At 69.3% G+C, this 21,658-nt stretch carries 17 protein-coding genes and 2 pseudogenes; 5 read left to right on the top strand and 14 right to left on the bottom strand.

The genetic code is table 11. The features are described 5' to 3' along the window. Positions 1 to 1,024 (bottom strand): guanine deaminase (locus BLT19_RS17465; protein WP_231917904.1); only part of this gene is annotated, 1,024 nt, incomplete at its 3' end. A 218-nt stretch (positions 1,025 to 1,242) separates the two neighbouring features. Between BLT19_RS17465 and truA the strand changes: the two are divergent. Continuing rightward, a pseudogene (gene truA, locus BLT19_RS17455) lies at positions 1,243 to 2,075 on the top strand (tRNA pseudouridine(38-40) synthase TruA). A 100-nt stretch (positions 2,076 to 2,175) separates the two neighbouring features. Next, a pseudogene (locus BLT19_RS17450) lies at positions 2,176 to 2,909 on the top strand (endonuclease/exonuclease/phosphatase family protein). Between the two features lie 28 nt (positions 2,910 to 2,937). Here BLT19_RS17450 and BLT19_RS17445 read toward each other — a convergent pair. Together BLT19_RS17445 and BLT19_RS17440 are read right to left on the bottom strand one after the other, a co-directional pair. Then, entirely contained in the window at positions 2,938 to 4,050 is a 1,113-nt protein-coding gene (locus tag BLT19_RS17445; protein WP_157681716.1) for a diguanylate cyclase domain-containing protein, read from the bottom strand. Between the two features lie 28 nt (positions 4,051 to 4,078). Next, positions 4,079 to 5,773 (bottom strand): sensor histidine kinase, encoded by a 1,695-nt coding sequence (locus BLT19_RS17440; RefSeq protein ID WP_172825562.1) that lies wholly within the window; start codon positions 5,771 to 5,773, stop codon positions 4,079 to 4,081. Positions 5,774 to 5,933: 160 nt separating this feature from the next. Here BLT19_RS17440 and BLT19_RS17435 point away from each other — a divergent pair, with 160 nt between their 5' ends. Continuing rightward, entirely contained in the window at positions 5,934 to 6,629 is a 696-nt protein-coding gene (locus tag BLT19_RS17435; RefSeq protein ID WP_231917713.1) for a fructose 1,6-bisphosphatase, read from the top strand. A 7-nt stretch (positions 6,630 to 6,636) separates the two neighbouring features. Here the strand turns inward: BLT19_RS17435 and lepB are convergent, their stop codons facing one another. Together lepB and BLT19_RS17425 are read right to left on the bottom strand one after the other, a co-directional pair. Continuing rightward, entirely contained in the window at positions 6,637 to 7,356 is a 720-nt protein-coding gene (gene lepB, locus BLT19_RS17430) for a signal peptidase I (RefSeq protein WP_157681715.1), read from the bottom strand. A gap of 230 nt (positions 7,357 to 7,586) precedes the next feature. Further along, positions 7,587 to 8,441: a hypothetical protein gene (locus BLT19_RS17425; RefSeq protein ID WP_091484743.1), complete on the bottom strand. Its 855-nt coding sequence runs from the start codon at positions 8,439 to 8,441 to the stop codon at positions 7,587 to 7,589. A gap of 489 nt (positions 8,442 to 8,930) precedes the next feature. On the opposite strand from BLT19_RS17425, the gene BLT19_RS17420 reads away from it, so the two are divergent. Both BLT19_RS17420 and BLT19_RS17415 read left to right on the top strand, forming a co-directional pair. Continuing rightward, complete coding sequence (locus BLT19_RS17420; protein WP_091484741.1) at positions 8,931 to 9,239, top strand: hypothetical protein; 309 nt, start codon at positions 8,931 to 8,933, stop codon at positions 9,237 to 9,239. A 54-nt stretch (positions 9,240 to 9,293) separates the two neighbouring features. Beyond that, a complete protein-coding gene (locus BLT19_RS17415) occupies positions 9,294 to 9,527 on the top strand; it encodes a hypothetical protein (RefSeq protein ID WP_091484739.1) in 234 nt (77 codons plus the stop codon). Between the two features lie 1,293 nt (positions 9,528 to 10,820). Here BLT19_RS17415 and galU read toward each other — a convergent pair. The 9 genes from galU to BLT19_RS17365 are packed head-to-tail and all read right to left on the bottom strand — an operon-like array spanning position 10,821 to position 21,613. Beyond that, positions 10,821 to 11,714: a UTP--glucose-1-phosphate uridylyltransferase GalU gene (gene galU / locus BLT19_RS17405; RefSeq protein WP_091484734.1), complete on the bottom strand. Its 894-nt coding sequence runs from the start codon at positions 11,712 to 11,714 to the stop codon at positions 10,821 to 10,823. Between the two features lie 58 nt (positions 11,715 to 11,772). Next, on the bottom strand, positions 11,773 to 13,083 hold the full coding sequence (locus BLT19_RS17400) for a UDP-glucose dehydrogenase family protein (protein WP_091484730.1): 1,311 nt from the start codon (positions 13,081 to 13,083) through the stop codon (positions 11,773 to 11,775). Positions 13,084 to 13,141: 58 nt separating this feature from the next. Beyond that, a complete protein-coding gene (locus tag BLT19_RS17395) occupies positions 13,142 to 14,095 on the bottom strand; it encodes a glycosyltransferase (protein WP_091492963.1) in 954 nt (317 codons plus the stop codon). Beyond that, a complete protein-coding gene (locus BLT19_RS17390; protein WP_091492960.1) occupies positions 14,092 to 15,426 on the bottom strand; it encodes a wax ester/triacylglycerol synthase domain-containing protein in 1,335 nt (444 codons plus the stop codon). The genes BLT19_RS17395 and BLT19_RS17390 overlap by 4 nt, the downstream gene beginning before the upstream one ends. A gap of 10 nt (positions 15,427 to 15,436) precedes the next feature. Then, positions 15,437 to 16,081 (bottom strand): 4'-phosphopantetheinyl transferase family protein, encoded by a 645-nt coding sequence (locus BLT19_RS17385; protein WP_091492958.1) that lies wholly within the window; start codon positions 16,079 to 16,081, stop codon positions 15,437 to 15,439. Further along, on the bottom strand, positions 16,078 to 16,359 hold the full coding sequence (locus BLT19_RS17380) for an acyl carrier protein (protein WP_091492956.1): 282 nt from the start codon (positions 16,357 to 16,359) through the stop codon (positions 16,078 to 16,080). Before BLT19_RS17380 ends, BLT19_RS17385 begins: the two co-directional genes overlap by 4 nt. A gap of 41 nt (positions 16,360 to 16,400) precedes the next feature. Further along, a complete protein-coding gene (locus BLT19_RS17375; protein WP_091492954.1) occupies positions 16,401 to 18,116 on the bottom strand; it encodes a fatty acyl-AMP ligase in 1,716 nt (571 codons plus the stop codon). Between the two features lie 28 nt (positions 18,117 to 18,144). Then, a complete protein-coding gene (locus BLT19_RS17370) occupies positions 18,145 to 19,875 on the bottom strand; it encodes an AMP-binding protein (protein WP_091492951.1) in 1,731 nt (576 codons plus the stop codon). A 4-nt stretch (positions 19,876 to 19,879) separates the two neighbouring features. Then, complete coding sequence (locus BLT19_RS17365) at positions 19,880 to 21,613, bottom strand: fatty acyl-AMP ligase (protein WP_091492948.1); 1,734 nt, start codon at positions 21,611 to 21,613, stop codon at positions 19,880 to 19,882. Positions 21,614 to 21,658: the final 45 nt, after the last annotated feature.

The following is a 21,658-nucleotide window of genomic DNA, read 5'->3' as shown; positions in this document are numbered from 1 at the left end:
CCAGCATCCCGACCTTGTATGCCTCGTCGAGCACATTGATCATGCTGAAGCGGTTACCGCCGCCCATGTCGGTGCCGAACGACATCTTGACGCGACGGTCCGGGTCGGTCGCCTTGCCGAGCCGGAAGATCCCGCTGCCCAGGAACAGGTTCGAGCAGGGGCAGAAGACGACCGCGGCGCCGCTGTCGGACATCCGGCCGAACTCGTTGTCCGAGAGCCAGATCGCGTGACCGCCGAGAACTTGGGTCCGACGAGGCCGTACTTCTCGTAGACGCCGAGGTAGTCGGTGCAGTCCGGGTGCGCGCGGAGCACGTTTGGTGATCTCGAGCGGATTCTCCGAGATGTGTGTGTTGACCCACGCGTCCGGATGCTCCTGCTTGAGGCGCTGGCACGCGAGCAGCAGCTCGGGAGTGGCGCCCAGGGCGAACCGGGGAGTGATCGCATACCGGTTGCGCCCCTTGCCGTGGTACTTCTCGATCATGGCCTTGCTGTCCGCGTAGAACTGCTCAGGGGAGCTGGTCGAGGTCTCCGGCGCGAACTGGTCGATGCCGGTCACGCCGCCGATGACCAGCATGTTGCGGCGCGATGCGGCTTCGAAGAACTCCTCGGTGGCAACGGGCGAGGTCGTCGTGAACGCCTGCACCGTCGTCGTTCCGCCGGCGAGCACATTCTCGAAGAAGCGCTCCGAGCCCTCGCGCGCGTACGCGTGATCGCTGTAGCGCGCCTCCTCCGGGAATACGGTGTCGTTCAGCCATGGCAGCAGCTGCTGCCCGAAGGCACCGAGGACGCGCGTCTGCGGGACATGCACGTGACCGTCGATGAAACCGGGCGTGATGATCCGGTCGTCGATGACCGTGATCTCGAGGTCGGGATGATCGCCTGCGATGTCGGCGAACGGGCCGAACGCGACGATGATCCCGTCCTCGATGACGAGAAGCCCATCGGGGAGGAAGCGCGCGGCCTCCTGCTCGTTGCCGACGTGCTTCCACGGGTCGTCGGTGAAGTCGAAGAATTTTCCACGGATGCCGGAGAGAGAGATGGCGTGCCTTTCGAGACGGGCTGGACGGGTGACAGCTCGGAGCGATGATGGACGACGCGGGCGCTCCTTTGCGCATCCTGGCAGAGGCGGGTTTCCACTTCGTGTCGCGGCACATCAGACGCGCGATGTGCGTGCTGCGTGGCGCGCAGGGCGCAAGCGCGGGTGGTACGGGTCGGAACCGTCGCGCTGGGTAGGCTGAGCGCGTGCGCATCCGGCTCGATATCGCCTACGACGGCACGCACTTCGGGGCTGGGCCAAGCAGCCGGGGCTGCGCACCGTTCAGGGCACGCTGGAGGGTGCGATCGCCCGCGTCCTGGGCGGGGATCCCCGCCTCGTGGTGGCCGGCCGAACCGACTCCGGCGTGCACGCGAGCGGGCAAGTCGCCCACGTCGATCTCGACGAGGAGCAGCAGAAGCGCCTGAGCGGGCAGCGCAGGCGGCAGGATGATCCGGTCGCGGCGCTCGCCGCCCGCATCCGTGGCGTGGTCGGCGCCTACGCCGACGTCGACGTGACCCGTGCAGCGATCGCTCCCGAGGGATTCGATGCACGCTTCGCCGCGGTGTGGCGACGCTACGAGTACCGGATCGCCGACGGTGCGTACGACCCGATGGAACGGCACCGGACGACGACCGTGCGCGGTCCGCTGAACACCGAGGCGATGGATGCCGCGGCCCGGTCGCTCATCGGGTTGCACGACTTCGCCGCATACTGCAAGCCGCGCGAGGAGGGTACGACGATCCGCACGCTGCTGGAGTACGACTGGCGGCGCGACTCCGACGGCGTCCTCATCGCCAACGTCAAGGCCGATGCGTTCTGCCACAGCATGGTGCGCGCGCTCGTGGGCGCCTGCGTCGCGGTGGGCCAGGGGAGGCTCGATATCGCCGACCTCGCGACGATCCGCGACGGAGGCCTGCGCACCAGCGAGTTCACCGTCTTGGCCGCGCGCGGTCTGACGCTGACCCAGGTCGGCTACCCCGCCGACGAGCTGCTGGCGACCCGCGCCGAACAGACGCGCGGCCGGCGCACGCTGGACTGATCGGGGCGGCCGGGACGCGGCATCCCGTTCCTGAAAGGTTCTCCAGCGATTGTCAAGGCGCCACCACTGCGCAACCGGGCAGGCCTAGGCTGGAGCGGCTATGAAGGTCATCTCGTACAACCTCCGCAAGCACCGCGCCGTCGGCGAGCTGCGCGGCCTCGTCGAGCGTCACGCGGCAGACGTGCTGTGTCTGCAGGAATGCGACACCACCGACATCCCTGAGGAGATCGGCGGTCTGCGTCTGGCCGACGCGACCTCGCGCAATCGCCTGGGGCTGGCCGTCTACTACCGGCGAACACGTACACCGCCGTCGAGGTCCGCTCGATGGCACTGAAGAAGTCGCTGCACGATCGTGTGCTCAAGCCCGCGGAGGAGCGGATGCTGGGCGTCCGCCTGCATGACATCGATGAGAACCGCGACGTCATCGTCGCCTCGTTCCACGCCGCGCCCCTGACGGCGCTCAACTCGCTCCGGCGGCATCAGATCCGCACCGCACTGACCGAGCTGCAGCAGCTCGGTGAGGGACTCCCGCTCCTGATGGTCGGCGACTACAACTATCCGGTCTTCAAGGAGAACCTGGGTCAGCAGATCCGTGAGCACGGGTACGAGCTGAACCTCAGCGACGCGCGTACGTACACGCGGTACCGCTTCTTCCGCGGTCACTACGACTTCGCGACGTCCGTGGGGTTCACGATCGACCGCGTCCGCACGCTCCCGCAGGGGCGCAGCGATCATCTGCCCATCCTCGTGACGACGCGCCTGGCCGACCCGCCGGTGTCCAAGATGCAGTCTTCCGAGGCGGATGCCTCATCCCAGGCGGTCGGCGCGGCCTGAGCGTCATCGCGGCACGCTCCTGTGCCGCTCAGCGGACGGCGCGAGTCGCATCCCCGACGCGCACCCAACGGTCGCCACCGGCGAGGCGCGCATCCACCGCGGCGGCGGATGCCACCCGGACGAGCTCGTCCAGGTCGTAGCCGGATGTCGCCGTCGTGACCCACCCGACGCTGGCGGCCAACTGCACGCTGAGCGGCTGCTCCGCGTCCATCGACGAGATGGCGTTCAGCATCGACCGGACGTTCGCCCGGATCGTGGCTTCCGGCCGGGTCAGCAGGACGAGTGCGGTCGTGTCCGAACGGAACTCGATGTCCGCCTCCGTCGGGAACGCCGAGCGCACATCAGAGGTGAATCGCTGGATCACCTGCTCGAACGCGGCGTCGCCGACGGCGAGACGGATGTCGACGACGTCGTCGAGGTTGATGTACAGGAGCGACCAGGTCGCCTCGTTGCGCGCCTGGGCGCGCGTCAGGCGGTCGGCGAGGGTGAGCCGGGGGAGGCGGCGTGCGCCCCGCTTCCCGTCGTCGGACTCGGCAGCCGAGGCGAGGTAGAGCAGCGAGACGATCGCGCACACCAGGTAGACGGGCATCCCCAGCACGTTCACCGTCTGCGTCGCTGTGAGGTCGTCAGCGCCCTCGACGACGGCCCGGAGGGCGATCACGATGTTCGCAAGTGCCAGCATCGGGAAGATCACCGAGATGATCGTCAGCGGCAACAGCATGCCGAGCCCGCGCTGGGGAGAGCCGATCAGTTCGGCCGCCGTGAGCGCGGCGAAGACTGCGGAGGCGGCGAAGGCGAGCCGGAAGCCGAGGATGTAACCGTCGCTGCCGGCCAGTGCCACGAGCAGCACCGCGGAGGAAGCCCCCAGCACGAGCCCGATCCAGGCCATGGAGGACTTGCCGAACGCGGCCCGGACGCCCGACCAGATCAGCGGCGGCCCGGCGAGGATGACCCCCACGCAGGCCACGCGGACCAGCTCCATCTCCGAGACGGTGGCGGCGATCTGACCGAACGTCGCGAGCATCGCGAGAAGGAACGCCAGGGCCCACAGGCGCGTCGCACGCGAAGGATGACGCAGGAATCCCAGCCCGATCATCATCACCGTCGCCAGTGTCGCCAGCACCGCGGTCTGCAAGTTCAATTCGACCTGTTGCACGATCGCCCCCCGTTCATGCTCGCTCCCCAGCTCCGACCCGCTCTGCCTCGGCGCGGTCGAGGGGGATCCTCGCGGTCACCGTCGTCCCCTCGCCCAGCGTGCTGGTCAGATCGATCGTCCCGCAGTGCGACTCGACGATATCGCGCACGATCCCCATGCCGAGGCCGGTGCCCGGGATGCCGCTCTCGCGAGCCGACTCGGCGCGGAAGTAGTCGTCGAAGACGTGGTCGAGGTCGTCCTCGGACATCCCCATGCCGGTGTCGACGATGGTGAGCTCGGCGAACTCCCCGACCATGCGACCGCCGACGACGACGCTTCCCTCACGGGGCGTGTACTTGATCGCGTTGCTGACCAGGTTGTCCAGCACCTGACGCAGGCGGAACGCGTCCGCTTCGAAGACGACCGGCGACGGGGCGTCGATGTCCAGACGCACCCCGCGTGCCGCTGCGGCGGGAAGAAAGGATTCGACGGATGCCTCCAGCAGCGGTCGCACGTCGACCACTTCGCGCGGCGGCTCGGGGTCTTCTTCACGCTCGGGGGGCGAGGTCAGGATCGACGAGATCATCTGGTTCATTCGCTCGCTCGCGCGCTCGACGACCTCGAGTCGCTCCTGGTCTCGAGGCGTGAGCTCGTTGTCGTCGAGAATCAGGTCGACGTGTCCGAGGATGGCGGTCAGCGGGTTGCGCAGCTCGTGCGAGATCACGGCCGCCAGGTCGTCGCGGCGGCGCTGCGCGCGCATGAGCTCGGTGACATCCTGCGCGACGATCAGTGTGCTCTGCTCTTCGCCGTCGGCGGCGGTGAGCGGCCGGGTGGTGATGTCGAGGGTGTGCCATTGCCCGTTCGGGTCGTACAGCCACACGCGCTCGTCGTCGAGGACGTCGCCGCGTGCGGCGCGGGTGATCGTACGCTGCGCATCACGGAGGGCCTCGCCACGGAAGCCGGCGTATTCGACGGCGAGGCCAGGGTCGTTCGGATCCTCGCGGTCCCTGGCGTACAGCGCCAGGAAGGCGTCGTTGGCCGAGAGCAGCTCGCCATCGGCGTTCACACGGGCAACCGCCAGGTCGAGACCGTTGAGGGTCTGCGTGACGCGGCGCTCCTGCGCAGACACGCGATCGAGCGTGTACTGCAGCCGCCGGGCCTGGCGACGCAGCAGTCGCTTGAACGCCCCGGTCTGGCGAGCGGTGCTGAAGATCGTGATCCCGATGAACGTGAGGCACAGCAGCACGATGACGAAGCGGGCGACGCTGGCGCTGTTGCCGAAGTGCACGATGCCGTCCACGACCATGATCGCAGCGATCAGTCCGAGCGCCGAGATCATCCAGACGAGCGTGTAGTGGGCGGCGATCCAGGCGATCGGGAACACCCAGAGGTAGCTCATCCGCAGGTCGCCGCCGAAGGCCATGATGCCGATGCCGATGACATCGGCGAACGGCACCGCAGCGATGAGCGTCGGCGAGGCGCTGCCCCAGGGGATGAACAGGGTGGCGGCGGTGACCGCCATGAGCGTGCCGATGCCGACCAGCATCAGCGGCTCGGCAAAAGCGACCGGGCTGATGACGGCGATCACGACGGCGATCACCACGACGACGGCGGCGAGGGTCAGCTGACGCAGCCAGATCGATCGCGTACGCGTGCTGAGGGGGCGTCGCGGCGTTGCGGCGACGCCGTTCAGCGGCACGAGTGCCGTCGTTCGGGACGCCACCGACATGACACGAATCTTACCGACGTCCACGGGCATCTCGTGTGCAGACCTTGCGGTGCTCTTGCGGTTCGGTGCGGGGGTTCGTTGCGGTCGGTGGGACACGCTGGCACCGCAGCATCCGATTTCGCGCTGCCCGCCCTCGTCCACCGCCGACCGGAACGATCTCATGACCCGCTCACACCTGTCCCTGCCGCTGCGCCGGCCCTCCGTCCGCCGCGCCACCGCCACCCTCGCCGCTGTCGCGCTCGCCGGCTCCCTCCTCGCGGGCTGCGCATCTTCGCCCGCGGCAGGCGCGGCGACGCCGACCCCGACGCCGACTCCGACGGCGTCGATCGCCTTCGATTCGGTCTTCACCTACGACGGCTCGCAGACGCTGACCTCCGAGGTCGCCGACCAGCTCGAGGTGCGCCTCGAGCTCTGGGCGGACGAGCCCAAGCGGACCCTGGAGTGGACGCCCGACAACCCGAAGAGCTTCGGGTTCGCCGTCAACGTGTACGACCACCGGGTGGACGAGAAGGCCGTCCTCGAGCAGAAGCGGCGCGTGTACATCTCGGCGATCTCGATCACGTCGCAGACCTCGCAGACCTCTGGGCAGGTCTCGCAGCCGTTCCAGTTCACCGCGGACCCGCGGACGCTGGTGCCGACCGACACGCTGCGCTCCGATCAGGGCCTGCTCCTGAACAGCTACCAGGGCGGCCTGCTCGTGCCGTCGACGACGATCGCGCAACTGCCGGCCGACACATACGGCTTGACGCTGCAGTTCGCGATGACCGTCACCGTCGAGGGTGCTGCCGCCGGCGGTGCGTTCACGCAGCAGACCGTCTACCAGACGGTGCCGATCGCGATCGCCCCGGCCGCGTAGCCGCAGGTCAGAGCCCGCTCCACCGCCCGATCGGCCAGAGGATGACGACGGCCTTGCCGACGACTCCCTCGCCGGTCGCCCACCGCCAGCAGTCCTCCGCGGCGTCATCCGTCCGGCAGCGCACGGCGGAGTCGGCCGAATTCGCCCGGTTGTCGCCGAGCATCAGGTAGGAATCGGCAGGCACCGTGACCTCGTCGAAGCAGCGCGGTGAGCGGATCGCCGAATCGCAGTCCAGGATGTCTGGCGTGAACTCGAAGTCGTTCCACACGTACGGCTCGGTCAGCGGCGTGCCGTCGACGGTGACCGCCCCGGTGTCGGTGCAGCACTCGACGCGCTGACCCGGCCCGCCGATCACCCGCTTGATGAGGGTGTGCGGGCCGGAGGGCCCGAAGCCGGTGAGCTGACCGATCCAGCCGACGACCGAGCCGAACAGGTCGGTCTCCGGCGGCGGGGTCGCGTCCCACTTGGCATCGGCGTCGAACACGATGACGTCACCGGTCGCGGGCGAGGAGCCGACGAAGGCGAGGCGGTTCACCAGGATGCGGTCGCCCGGCTGGAGGGTGTTCTCCATCGACCCGGAGGGCACCCAGTAGGGCTTGGCCACGAACGAGAGGACGAGGCCCGCCACGACGAACGCCGCAATGAGGTGGAACCAGGGATTGCCGATCACCCGTCGCCACCACTGCTGTCGGGTCGGCTTGGGCGTCGGGGCGACCACTGAGCTCACTGCCCTAACGTACCGGGGCGGTGCGCGTCGTGGGGCCTCGAAAGGCCCCACGACGACGCCATGCGCGTTCCGATTCGGGTGCGGACCGCGACTTGCGCCGACGGCGCCCCACGCGTCGTCGACGTCCTCACGCTAGCGAACTCCATGCGACGGAATCGAGCACTTCACACAATCCCAAGGCAAACCTGAGCTTCGCGGGAGGGGTTCGTCGGGGAGTGCGTCCGGGTCGATCACCGGATGCCGGGATCGCCCTCGTTCCACTTCTCGATGCACTGCACGACCCAGAAGGCGCAGAACAGGCACAGCGCGGCGGCTTCGACCAGGAGCACGACCGGAACGCCCGACCGCGTGACGATGCCCAGGACCCCGAGCGCCACGTAGACGACCAGCACGAGCGCCAGCAGGGCCGCGATGGCGATGTACCAGGCGCGGATCGCCTGCGGGGGCGGCGCCGCATCGCCCCGAGGAAAGGCATTGAGCACGGCGACCGCCGCGAACAGGGCGAAGAAGGCGACCGTGGCGACGAAGTGACCCTGCTGGAGGAAGGCGTCGCGAGCGAACAGCCAGGTGAGCCCGACCGCGGCGAGTACGGCGACCGCCAGGCCGAGCGAGAACGCCACCGAGCGGAACGAGGACTGCTGCAGGGCCACGAGCGCGAGCGCGACCAGGACCGCGACACCGCCGACGATGACATAGGTGATCACGCCGTTCTCGGCATCCGGTTCGAATTCCGGAGGGAAGCAGCGGTATTGGCACGGCAGACCCACGCCGGGGATCGTGCCGGGCGCGAGTGTGGTCGGCACAACGGCGATGAGCGGGGCGAACAGGGCGGCCGCATCGAGCAGCGCACGCTCCAGGCCGCGGCCGGAGAGGGCGAACAGTGCGAGCGAGACGGCGATGAGCGACCCGACGAAGACGTTGCGCGCGGGCGTGTAGAAGTAGTCGCTCACGGAGGTGAGCCAGCCGACGGATGCCGCGGCCACGGCGACCGAGACGAAGATGGCGACCACCGTGGCGGCGATGCTGATGCGCAGGTAGCGGTAGGTGCGCTGGAGCGAGGTCGAAGACTCCACGGGGCGCGCCATCTCAGGGACGCTATCCGCGGGCCGCGTGCAGTGTCAAACGGCGACCCGCCACGGGCGAAGCCCGTGCGCCGGCGGCTGCGGTGTGTGGGTTTCGTTTGCCTCGGGGTGTGGTTCGGGGTGCGGTGGGGCGACGTTCTGAGGCAAGTGAGGTGGGCGCGCTGTGCGGCTGGCGGGTCCGGTTGCCTCGGGGTGTGGTTCGGGGTGCGGTGGGGCGACGTTCTGAGGCAAGTGAGGTGGGCGCGCTGTGCGGCTGGCGGGTTTGTTTGCCTCGGGGTGTGGTTCGGGGTGCGGTGGGGCGACGTTCTGAGGCAAGTGAGGTGGACGCGCTGTGCGGCTGGCGGGTTCGTTTGCCTCGGGGTGTGGTTCGGGGTGCGGCGGGGCGACGTTCTGAGGCAAGTGAACGAGATGCGGCGGAGCAAGCAGGAGGCAATCGGAAGCCTGGGCGCACAGCGACCCGCGTCGGAAACACCCGCCGCGTAGGCTCGCCCCATGGACGAGATCGATCGCATGGCCAATCAGCTCGAGAGGGCGATGGGCGACCCGATCGCCGATTCCGTGCAGGGATTCGTCCGGGTGGTCTCGGTCAGCGAGCCGAAGGGTCGCTTCGGCTACCTGTCGTGCGAGCTGGACGTGATGACCGAGGCCGACGGCATCCCGCCCACACTCGTGAGCACCGAGGTCGTCACGCTGCGCAAGTGGTGGCCGAAGGTCGGTCAGCGGCTGCCCGCTCGCATCGCGAAGTCCAAGCCCGACCGCATCGACGCCAACTGGGAAGCACTCTCCCGTAAGACCGGCTGACGGCGCGCCGAACCCGGCGGCCCTTGTGCGGGATGCCCCGCGTACCCTGAGATCATGGCCGTGACACCCGATGACGGCGATGCTGCTGCGTTCCCTGCGCCACCGCACCGCAGCATGCCCGACGACCTCGACGCCGTCGAGCAGCCGGCCTGCCCGACATGCGGCACCGTGATGCACGACACCGCAGACGGCTATGCCTGCCGTTCCTGCGGTTCTACGGTCACCGATGACCGGGGGCAGACGGCGAGGCCGATCGACCTCGACGGGCCTGCGATTCACTGGGGCTGACCCCGACGCGCGCCCGCGCGGGGCGTCGGCTCCGAGATGAGGGCGGGACGCGCCTCGGCGTGCCCGGAGATGCGGACGGGGTGCGCCTCGGCGCACTGCTCAGTGAGGACGAGGTGCGCCTCGGCGCACCGCTCAGTGAGGACGGGGTGCGCCTCGGCGCACCCCGAAGTGAGGACGAGGTGCGCCTCGGCGCACCGCTCAGTGAGGACGGGATGCGCCTGGTGCGCTTCGAAATGAGGGCGGGAGGCGGTTTCGGTGCTCCCCAACACGGGGCCGTGAGCTCATCCGCGCCCAGAAATGAGGGCGGGGCCGGAAATGAGGAGTGATACAGCCTGGATGCTCCTCAATTTCGCGCATCACCGCATTTCGGTGCCGCGGAAACGGGGGATGGCGGAGGTGCCGCGGAGACGGGGATGGCGGAAGTGCGGTGGGCACGGCAGACGCGGAACTGGGACGTACTGGAACGTCGCACCGCAGCCCAACGTCGCGGCACGACCGCCCCAAACGTCGCGGCACGACCGGCCCGAACGTCGCGGCACGACCGGCCCGAACGTCGCGGCACGGCCGGCCCGAACGTCGCGGCACGACCGGGCCGAACGTCGCGCAGCGGCACGGCTGCGCCGCGCGCCGCGGCAGGCGCACCCCGCCGCGGCCGGCACAGCCCGCGCAGCGCGGAAGGTGGGTCTCCTCGGCAACGATGCGGGGACAGGGCTGCCGAGGAGACCTCGCCCGTGCCTCACAGTTCGGGGCTGTTCGGCGGCAATTTCGCGCTGGCGAGGGGCGAGCGCGACACGGGCTGATCTCACGCTAACGGGACGCCCCCGGCGGGCGCAAACCAAACAGCATTCAGGTTTGCTGAGAATGCGAAGAGGAGCGGAGAAGCGCGCAGAGAAGCAGAGAAACGCGCAGAGACACAGAGAAGCAGAGAAGCGCGCAGAGAAGCAGAGAAACGCGCAGAGACACAGAGAAGCAGAGAAGCGCGCAGAGAAACAGAGAAGCAGAGAAGCGCGCAGAGACACAGAGAAGCAGAGAACCGCGCAGAGAAGCAGAGAACCGCACAGAGAAGCAGAGAAACGCGCAGAGACACAGAGAAGCAGAGAAGCGCGCAGAGAAGCGGTGGAAAGTGAAGCGGCCCGCGGTCTGGGGAACCGTGGGCCGCTCTTCCATCGTGTGTATGCTCAACCCGAATGAGCCACGCGACGGGCAAATTGAGGGGTCTGGGGGAACCCTCGATATAAGGCTAAGCGGTCGCCTGAGCCTTGTATGTCGGAACTTTGGGGGACAAACAGGACCTCAGTCCAGTGTGGGAGTGAGTTCCTTCAGCCAGGATGTCAGCGCCGGCCCGAGGTCGTCGCGATCGAGCGCCAGCAGCAGGCTCGACTTCAGGTACTCCAGCCGGTCGCCGGTGTCGTAACGGCGGCCCGAGAAGATCACCCCGAGCACCGGACCCGCGATGCTTTCGTCCTCGGCGAGCTCCTCCAGCGCGTCGGTCAGCTGGATCTCGCCACCCTTGCCGGGCTCGGTGTGCTCGAGCACGTCGAAGATCTCGGGCTTGAGCACGTAGCGTCCGATGATCGCCAGGTTACTCGGGGCGTCCTCGGCCTTCGGCTTCTCGACGAGCGCCTTGATCCTGACGACGTCGCTGTCCGCGGTGGTATCCACGTCGGCGCAGCCGTACAGGTGGATCTGCGACGGGTCGACCTCCATCAGCGCGACGACCGTCGCCGACTGCGCGAGCGAGACCTCGATCATCCGGGACAGCAGCGGGTCGCGCGCATCGATCAGGTCATCCCCCAGCATCACGGCGAAGGTCTCGTGGCCGACGTGCTTGCGCGCACGGAGCACCGCGTGACCCAGCCCTTTCGGGTCGCCCTGGCGCACGAAGTGCACGTCGGCGAGGGAGCTGGCCTCCATGACGCGCGCGAGCTTGCCGTGGTCGCCCTTCTGCTCGAGCGTGTGCTCGAGCTCGGTCACCCGGTCGAAGTGGTTCGCGAGCGCGTTCTTGTTGCGTCCGATGATCACGAGGACGTCATCGATGCCGGCTGCGACCGCCTCCTCGACGACGTACTGGATCGCCGGCTTGTCGACGACGGGGAGCATCTCCTTCGGCATCGCCTTGGTGGCCGGCAGGAACCGGGTCCCGAGGCCGGCAGCGGGGATGACGGCTTTGATGGACGGTTGAGTCATTGTTCGAAGGTATCCAGACGACGTGAACGGGATGTTTCAGTGGGGGCGGATGCGGGGGTTATGGGCGTCCCATGCCGTGGTAGGTCCAGCCGGCGGTTCGCCAGGCGGTGGCGTCGAGGCAGTTGCGGCCGTCGATGATGATGCGCCCTGCTGTGAGGGTGCTGGCGTGTTGGGGAGTGAGGTCTTTGCGGTATTCGTCCCATTCGGTGACGACCACGACTGCTTCGGCGTCGCGGATGGCGTCGTCGCGGTGGGGGGTGTAGTCGAGTTGGGGGTGGATGCGGCGGGAGTTGTCGATCGCTTCGGGGTCGGTGACGATGACGTCGGCGCCGAGGCCTTTGAGGCGGACGGCGACATCGAGGGCGGGGGAGTCGCGGATGTCGTCGGAGTGGGGTTTGAACGCGGCGCCGAGGACGGCGACGCGTTTGCCGTAGACGGTGCCGCCCAGGGACTGGACGACGAGGTCCACGGCACGGTCGCGGCGGCGCATGTTGATCGCGTCGATCTCGCGGAGGAACGCGACGGACTCGCCACGGCCGAGTTCTTCGGCGCGGGCGGAGAACGCACGGATGTCTTTGGGCAGGCACCCGCCGCCGAACCCGATCCCGGCGCCCAGGAACCGGCGGCCGATGCGGGCGTCGTGGCCGATCGCGTCGGCGAGCTGGGTGACATCAGCGCCGGTGACTTCAGCGATCTCGGCCATCGCGTTGATGAACGAGATCTTCGTGGCCAGGAACGCGTTGGCGGCGACTTTGACCAGTTCCGCGGTGGCCAGATCGGTGACCAGGAACGGGGTCCCCTTCCCCACCGCCGGGTGATACACATCCCGCAGGATGTCCGCCGCCCGCGCACCCTCGTCGCCCGCGGGCACGCCGACCACGAGCCGGTCCGGGTCGATGGTGTCTTGCACCGCCCACCCCTCCCGCAGGAACTCCGGGTTCCACACCAACGTCGCACCCGTCGCCGCCACCCGGGGGGTCAAATCCGCCGCGGTCCCCACCGGGACCGTCGATTTGCCCGCGACCACATCACCCGGCGACAGGAACGGGACCAGCGCATCGACCGCCGCGTGCACATACGTCAGGTCGGCGGCGTACCCGTCTTTCTGCTGCGGGGTCCCCACCCCCACGAAATGCACGGCCGCGCCCTTCGCAGCAGCCATATCGGTCGTGAACGACAACCGGCCAGACGCGATCCCCTCCGACAGGATCTCCCCCAACCCAGGCTCGAAGAACGGCGCACGACCCTCCGCCAACGCAGCCACCTTCACCGCATCAACATCAATCCCGACAACCTCATGACCAATCGAAGCCATCGCAGCCGCATGCACCGCACCCAAATACCCACAACCAACAACAGACAAACGCATGTAGTTTTTCCTCCCGGGAGTCCCGGTCATCTCTAGCAGATCGATGTTTCGCGAAAGTTCACGCCCGGCGCGCGAGCCGATAGCCGCGCATGATCAGGGCGCGACGCAGCAGACGCGCCGAAGCATCCTGCAACCGCCAATTCTGCATGATCCCCGACAGCCGGTAGACCACGATGACGGCGGATTGCACCAACCCGTCGCTATCGCGCGCGGCGATACGGCGCTGCACCCACCCCAGCACCGGGTTGTACCCGGCGGGGATGGTGACCGTCGGCGTCAGCTGCGCCGGCCGCTCGCCCCAGCGCTTCTCGAGGTCGGCGACGGCTCCGCCGCGGGCGAAGCACTCGCGCAGATAGGCGTCCAGACCGCGGGAGTGGTGGTGCGACGAGCGCGCCTGCTCGTCGAACGAGGCGGTCGCGTCGAGGCGGAGCAGACGGATGCCGAGATCGAGGTCCTCGTTGTACTCGAGGCGCTCGGAGGGTTTGACCTGCTCGGCACGCAGATAGAGGTCACGCGGAAGGCTGACGTTGCCACCCCACAGGGAGTTCAGGATCGTGCTGGAGTCGCCGCGCCGCCAGCCGTCGACCTGCGTTTCGTAGTCGCGGGCGTAGAGGTACGTGGGGGCCTGATCGCGTCCGCGCGGTCGCGGGACCGTCACCGGCATATAGCCCTGCAGCACCGTGTCGCCGCCGGTGTGGAACCGTCGGTGCCGATCGACCAGGCCAGGGCCGGGTTCGACGTCGTCATCGACCGCGAGGACGATCTCGCCGGAACTCGCCTCCAGCCCCGCGATGCGCGCGAGGGCGAGTCCGCGATTCTCGGGGAGTTCGCGCACGAGGACGCCCTCGCGCTCGGGCAGCGCCGACTCCCAACCCGGGTGCGGGCCGTCGAGCACGATCACCACCTCGTCGGCGCCCTGGTCGAGATAGCGATCCGCGATGTCGTTCAGCCGGTCCAGCCGCCGATACGACGGGATGACGACGGTCAGTGTCCGGCGTGTCTCGACGCTCACGACCGGCCGGGGTCGGGCTGACCGCTCATCAGCTCGTAGACGCGCCCGATGGTCGCCTCGACGTCGAGCGAGGCGGGCATGTTGCCGCCGACGAAGAGCTTGCCGCGGTACATGATGCCGGCCACGGCCAGCGAGTCGCCGCCGAGACTGGCCGGGAACGGCGCCACTTCAAGCATCTCCGCCCCGCAGAAGTAGCGCGGACGCGAGACCCAGGGGAGCAGGGTGCTGTAGCCGATCTTGAAGCCCGGGACGGGCACGGGGGGCTTGGAGTCGTCGCGCTCCACCACCTGCCGGTGCACGAGCGTCATGGTCGCGGCGAGATCGGCGTCGGCGTCGCCGTAGACCTCCATATCGCGGACGTTGTTGCGGATGTGCGGCTCATTTGCCGAGTGGAACGACACCGGGAACCGGAGACTCACCACTCGTTCCGCGCCGGGCCACGCGCCGATCATCGCCGAGACCTGCAGGTCGCTGAGGGTGCCGCCGAGCTCGCGCGCCCGACGGCCGACGAGCGCCGCGTCGGTGATCCGGTAGGCGGAATGCCGTGGGGGCAGAGCGGCGCGCAGGGCGGCCGCGCCGCCGCGGCCGAACCGCAGCGGGAGCGTGATGCGAGCGGCCACCCGGCGGATGCGGCGCAGCAGCGGCTTCGTCCAGTACGTCTTCCATGCCGCGCCGATGGAGCCCTGACGCGCCCACCACTGCGAGAGCGCGAGGAACGGCAGCTCCCACGCCTTCGCCGCCCGCCGGCCGGCGAACGGGTCGGTGGGCGCGGGAATCTCCTCGTCGGGACCGCCCTGGCTGATCGAGGAGAACAGCTTCATGCCCGACAGTCCGTCGGTGGATGCGTGGTGGATCATGATGCCGATGGCGACCCTGCCGTCGGTCAGCGGGGTGATCCGCACACGCCAGAGCGGGTGCTTGAGCGAGAAGACCGGGTCTTCGTCGCCCGAGAGCGCCCGCAGATCGGCGGTGGCGAAGTCGACGGCCCGGTCGGCGAAGATGATGTGCCGGTCGATGTCGAACTTCTCATCGGGCACCCAGGCCGGGGACGACAGCCCGAGGAAGGATCGCTGCAGGCGCACGCGGAACGTGGCGTGGCTGCCCATCGTGGCGACGATGTATTCGCGGATCTTCGCACGGTCGATCGCGCCGTCCGGCAGGCGCAGTCCGTTGCCGTCGGTGATGAACAGACCGGGAAGCTGCATGACCCGGGCGGAGATGTGGTTGGAGACGTAGCCCTCCTCCCAGATCTGCATGAACTCCGCGTACGGGCCGCGGGGTGCAGGGGAGGTCGATTGGTCGACTCGGGCAGCGCTGTCGGTGGTGGCCATCGGGTTCTTTCTAGGCGGAGAGGGGAGCAAGCTCCGCGTCGACGGGCGTCGCGGAGTGCTCGATGATCAGGCGCACGACCACGGGGGTGCCGTGATCGAGCAGAGCGAGGTGGGCCGCGGCATCCGCTTCCGCATCGGGAAGGGCGGCGTCTGCGGAAAGGGTGCGGAAGTCGGTGGCCATGCCATGGCCGGATGCCTTGGTCACGGCTTCTTTGGCCGTCCAGACGCTCGCAAGCCAACGGCGTCGGTCGTCTGGCTCCAGGGCGGCGGCGCGTTCGAGTTCGGCCGGGGAGCACATGCGGCGCTGGAGCGCCGGGGAGTCGAACGCGGTGAACGGCGCCGCTTCGATGTCGACGCCGACGGCGGCGCCGACGGTGACGGCCGCCAGCAGGAAGCGACCACTGTGCGAGATGCTCGCGTCGGCCTCCGGCGCGCCGACCAGCAGCGGCTTGCGCCACGGGCCCGCACTGCGCAGGCCCCGCCAGGGGAAGAGGTCGGCGCTGCCGACCAGATCCTCCAGCCACCTCCGGCCGAGCGCGGATGCGTCATCCGACGCGCCGATGGTGCCGAAACGCCAGTGCACGACAGCAGGCCCGGCGTGCCAGCGACCGTCGGTCGCCGTCACGCCGGGCTGCGCGTCGTGCAGGAGCGTCACTTGCCGTCGATGCGCGCGCTCAGGCCGTCGGCGAGCTCGCCCAGGGTCGCGTAGTCCGCGAAGAACGTCGGATCGATCGCGAGGCCGTAGGTGTCCTCGATGTCGCCGCAGAGCGTCAGGACGTAGATCGAGTCCAGGCCCAGGTCGGTCAGCGGTGCGTCGAGCGTGATGGTCTCGGCGTCGACCTGGTCGTAGAAGCGGATCCGGTCGATCAGCCAGAGCGCGACGGGGGACTCCGACACGGCGGCTGCGGACTCCGAGGTGATGCTTTCGGACATGGCGTCCTCCTTGTGGTGGTGGGTGGTTGTCGGTGTGCGGATCAGGAAGCGGGAGCGGCGACGTCGTCGAGGATCTCGAGCGTGCCGGCGTCGAACTGGGCGCGGGCCGGGCGGCGACGGACCTTGCCGGTGGCGGTGCGGGGGACGTCCCCTTCGGCGACGGGGAGGACGATCACACCGGGCAGCGAGAACTTCGCGGTGACGGTGTCGGCCACGCGGCTGCTGAGGGACTGGAGATCCTCTCCGGACTCGGCCAGCGCCTCGGCGTTCACCTCGAGGACGAGCGCGACCGGCGCACTGTGGCCCTCGATCTCGAACGCGGCTCCGACGCCCACCGCGGGCGAGACCAGCCGCGCGGCCGCCTCGATGTCCTGCGGGTAGATGTTGCGGCCGCGCAGGATGATGACCTCTTTGAGGCGGCCGGTGACATAGAGCTCGCGGTCCAGGACCACCCCGAGGTCGCCGGAGCGGAGGTAGGAGCGGTCGTCGCCGGGCAGCGAGTGGCCGAACGATTCGGCGGTCGCGTCGGGTCGTCGGAAGTACCCGGGGGACATCATCGGCGAGGCGATCCAGATCTCGCCGACCTGCCCGTCGGCGACCGGCTCGAGCGTGTCGGGGTCGACGATTCTGACTGAGGTCTGGTCGGTCCAGTGTCCGCACGAGACGAGCTCGGTCGACGGGCCCTCGCCGGCCAGTTCGAGCTCGCCGCGCTCGAGCGCAGCGGTGTCGGCCTGGGTGATCACGTACGGCGTGTGCAGCGGCTTGGCCGAGATCAGCATCGCCTCGGTCATGCCCAGCGCGGGGGCGATCGTGTCGGGGTCGAGCCCGGCGGGGGCGAAGCGCTCGACGAATGCGGTGACCGTCTCGGGGCGCACCGGCTCGCTGCCCGAGACCAGCACCTTCAGGTTGGACAGGTCGAGGTCGGCGATCTGCTCGTCGGTGGCGAACTGGGTGCACAGGGCGAAGGCGAAGTTGCCCGCGACGCTGACGTCGGCACGGTGACGGCTGATGAGCTGCAGCCACGAGATCGGGCGGCGCTGGAACTGCTCGGTGGTGGACAGGAAGGCCGATCCGCCATTGGTGACCGGCACGATGACCTGCAGGAGCAAGCCCATGGCGTGATGCAGGGGCAGCCAGCCGGCGACCACGTAGCCGGGTTCGGCGCCGATGAGCTCGATGGATGCCTCGGCCGTGGCGATCAGGCCGCGGTGGGTGCCGATGACGCCCTTGGGCTCGCCGGTCGAGCCGGACGTGTAGAACAGCCACGCCATCGAGTCGCCGTCGATCGCCGGCTCGGTCCAGGCGTCGGGGTCGCCCGCGGCGACCAGGTCTTCCAGCACGACGATGGGCGCGCCGAGCGAAGCGGCCTCCTCGCCGAGGGCGGCCAGCACCGCGGCATCCGTGATCACGACCGATGACTCGGCTGCGCGCGTGATCGCGCCGATGCGCTCGGCCAGCGCCGCACCGGTGCCGTACCCGGCGATCGGGGTCGGGACGAAGGCGGCCCCCGCGTACAGGATGCCGTACAGCGCATCGGCCCACGCGAGTCCCGGGCTGAGGGCGATGACCGCCCGGTCGCCGGGCACGATGCCCTCAGCCGTCAACGCCTGAGCGATCGTCCGCGCCCGCCGGTCGAGTGCCGTGTAACCGCGGAACTCGGTGGTCTCCGGAGAGCTGTAGTAGGTGATCCCGCGCTCGTCGCCGAAGTCGGCGGCGGTGCGCTGCAGGGCTGAAACGCCGGTGGGGGAATCCGTCATGTCGTGGTGATCCTTCTTCGTGGGCAGGTCAGGCGGAGACGGGCGGACGGAATCCGCTCGAGTGGACGGTGGGAAGCTCGCCGGCTTCGATGAGCTGACGGGTCGGGCCGCGGCGCACCTTGCCGCCGCCGGTGCGGGGCAGGGTGTTCTCCGGGATGATCGCGACGGCGACGGAGGGGAGGGATGCCGTGGAGAGCAGCGTGTCCCGCACCGCGGTCGCCACGGTGTCCACGCTCTGGCCGGACTCGTCGAGCGCCTCCTGCGAGACCTCCAGGACGATCCCGACCGCGGACGGGTGGCCCGCGAGCTCGAACGACGCGGAGATGCCCACGGCCGGCGAGGCGGTGCGGGCGAGCGCCTCGAGATCCTGCGGGTAGATGTTGCGCCCGCGGATGATGATCATCTCCTTGAGACGGCCGGTGACGAACACCTGCCCGTCGAGGGTCGCTGCCAGATCGCCGGTGCGCAGGTAGGGCAGATCGTCGCCCGGGAGGGAGAGGCCGAAGGCCTCCGCCGTCGCATCCGGCCGCTGGAAGTATCCCGGCGAGACCATGAACGATGACACCCAGATCTCGCCGACCTTGCCGTCGGGGAGCACCTCGAGGGTGTCCGGGTCGACGATGCGCACGGTGGTCTCCGGTGAGGGGGTTCCGCAGGAGACCCACTCGACGGTCCCGTCGCCCTCCGCGGGGACGAGGACGCCGGCCTCGAGGGCCGCGACGTCGAACCGGCGGATCACGAGGGGGTCGCCCGCCCACTTCGCCGAGATGAGGCCGGCTTCGGTCAGGCCCATCGAGGGCGCGACCACGTCGGCGCCGAGTCCTGCCGGCGCGAAACGCTCGATGAAGGCCCGCATCGTCTGCGGCAGGATCGGCTCGCTGCCGCAGATCAGCGCGCGCATGCTCGACAGGTCGAGCTCGGCGATCTGCTCGTCCGTGGCCAGCTGCGTGCACAGCGCGAAGGCGAAGTTACCCGCGGCGGTGAAGGTGCCCTTGTGCTTGCTGATCAGCTGCAGCCAGAAGACCGGACGCCGCTGGAACTGCTCGGTGGGGGTGACCACCGCCTGCGCGCCGATCGTGGCCGGCACCAGGATGTTCATCGAGAGGCCGGTGATGTGGTGCAGCGGCGCCCAGCCGATGACCGTGGAGTCGCCGTCGACGTCGCCGTAGAACGCGCGGTTCACGAAGCATGCCGCGGCCATCGTCCCGTGCGGCGCGATGACGCCCTTCGGGTCGCCGGTCGAACCCGAGGTGAACAGCAGGTAGGCGAGCGAGTCGCCGTCGATGTCGGGCCGGACCCAGGCATCCGGATCCCCTTCGGCGAGCAGATCCTCGACGAACACGGTGGACTCCTCGAAGCCGGGAAGCGACCCGCCCAGCTTCTCCAGCGCCGCCCGATCGGTGAGGAACAGCACCGCCTCGGCCGAACGGCCGATGCCGGCCGCCTTCTCGGCGACGGCGGTGGCAGGGCCGTAGCCCGAGATCGGTGCCGGGACGAACCCGAGACCCGCGTACAGCACGCCGTAGACCGACTCCGTCCAGCCGAGACCGGGCGAGACGGCGATCAGCACCGTCTGGCCGACCTGGTGCCCCGCCGCGACCAGGCTTGTCGCGATGGCGCGGGCGTTGCGGTCGATGTCGGCGTAGCCGAGGTACACCGACGAGTCGGGCGTCGCGTAGTAGCGCACGCCGCGGTCGTTGCCGTGACGCGCGACCGTGGTGCGCAGCGCGTCGACGAGGGTCTCGGGAATGTCGCTCATCGGACTACCGGGCCTCTGCCTCGAGCGCGGCGAAGCCGACCGACAGCACGGCGGGAAGCTCGCCCTGCTCGATCTGGGTGCGGGTGGGCGTGCGTCGCACCTTGCCGGTGGGCGTGCGGGGCAGCGTGCTCTCCTTCACGAAGGCGACCGCAAGCGAGGGCAGCGAGCTGCGCTTGATCAGCGTCTCGCGCACCGAAGCGGCCAGCTCGTCGAGGGTGTCGCCGGACTCGGCCAGCGCCTCCTCGTTGTACTCGAGCACGATGCCGACCACCGACGGGTGACCCTGCAGCTCGAAGGCGGCGCTGATGCCGACGGCGGGGGAGACCTGGCGGGAGGCCGCCTCGAGGTCCTGCGGGTACAGGTTCCTACCGCGGACGATGATCATCTCCTTGAGGCGCCCGGTGACGTACAGCTCGCCGTCCAGGAATGCGGCGAGGTCGCCGGTGCGCATGAACGACTTGTCGGATCCGGGCAGCGACCGGCCGAACGTCTCGGCAGTCGCGTCGGGGCGACGGAAGTAGCCGGGCGAGACCATCGGCGAGGCGACCCAGATCTCGCCGACGGTGCCGTCGGGCACCGGCATGAAGGTGTCGGGGTCGACGATGACGACCGTCGTGTTCTCCTGGGGGCGGCCGCACGAGACCCAGGAGACGCTTCCCTCGCCCTCGGCGGGGATGAGCCTGCCTGCCTCGATGCCGGCGGCGTCGAAGTTGCGCATCACCATGGCCTCGCCGGGGAACTTGCCCGAGATGAGGTTGGCCTCGGTCATGCCCATGACCGGGGCGATCATGTCCTCGCGCACGCCCGCCGGAGCGAAACGGTCGAGGAAGGCGCGCACCGTCTCGGGGCGGACCGGCTCGCTGCCGGAGAACATCACCTGGAGGCTGGAGAGGTCGAGCTCGGCCAGCTGCTCGTCGGTCACGAGCTGGGTCACCAGTGCGAATGCGAAGTTGCCGGCTGCGGTCGAGGTGCCCTTGTGCTTGCTGATGAGCTGCAGCCAGGTGATCGGGCGCCGCTGGAACTGCTCGGTCGAGGTGACCACGGCCTTCGCCCCGCTCACACCCGGGATGATGACCTGCAGCATGAGGCCCATGATGTGGTGCATCGGGCTCCAGCCGACCAGCGTGGCGGTGGGGTCGGTGCCCCACAGCTGCGCGGCGGCGTTCGCCGTGCCCAGGACCGTGCCGTGGGTGGCGATGACGCCCTTCGGGTCGCCGGTCGAACCCGACGTGAACAGCAGGTAGGCGAGCGAGTCGCCGTCGATCGCCGGCGGCGTCCACGTCTCGGGGTCGCCCTCGGCGATGAGGTCTTCCAGCAGGAGCGCCGGCAGGGCCGGGTCGGAGGCGGCGTCGCCCAGCCGTGCGACCACGGCCTTGTCGGTGAGGAACACGGATGCCTCGGCCGAGCGCGCGATCGCCGCGACGCGCTCGCCCAGTGCCGCTCCGGTGCCGTAGCCGGCCACGGGCGCCGGCACGAGGGCGAGGCCCGCGTAGAGCACGCCCCACGCGGCATCCGCCCAATCCAGCCCGCTGGTCAGGCCGATCGTGACGGTCTGGCCGGGGGTGTAGCCGCGCTTGGCGAGCGAGTCGGCGATCGTGCGGGCGCGCAGGTCGAGGTCGGCGAACCCGCGGTACTGCGAGCTGTCCGGTGCGTCGTAGTACAGGATGCCGTTCTCGTTGCCGAGCTCACGGGCGTTCTGACGCAGTGCGTCGACGAGGGTGATGCGCGTGTGTGTCATTCGGTGGATCCTTCCGTGTGCTGTCGAACCTGCGGAGGGTCGACG

The sequence above is a fragment of the Microbacterium pygmaeum genome, assembly GCF_900100885.1.
Classification (GTDB): Bacteria; Actinomycetota; Actinomycetes; order Actinomycetales; family Microbacteriaceae; genus Microbacterium; species Microbacterium pygmaeum.
This window is presented reverse-complemented; position numbering and strand designations above follow the sequence as displayed.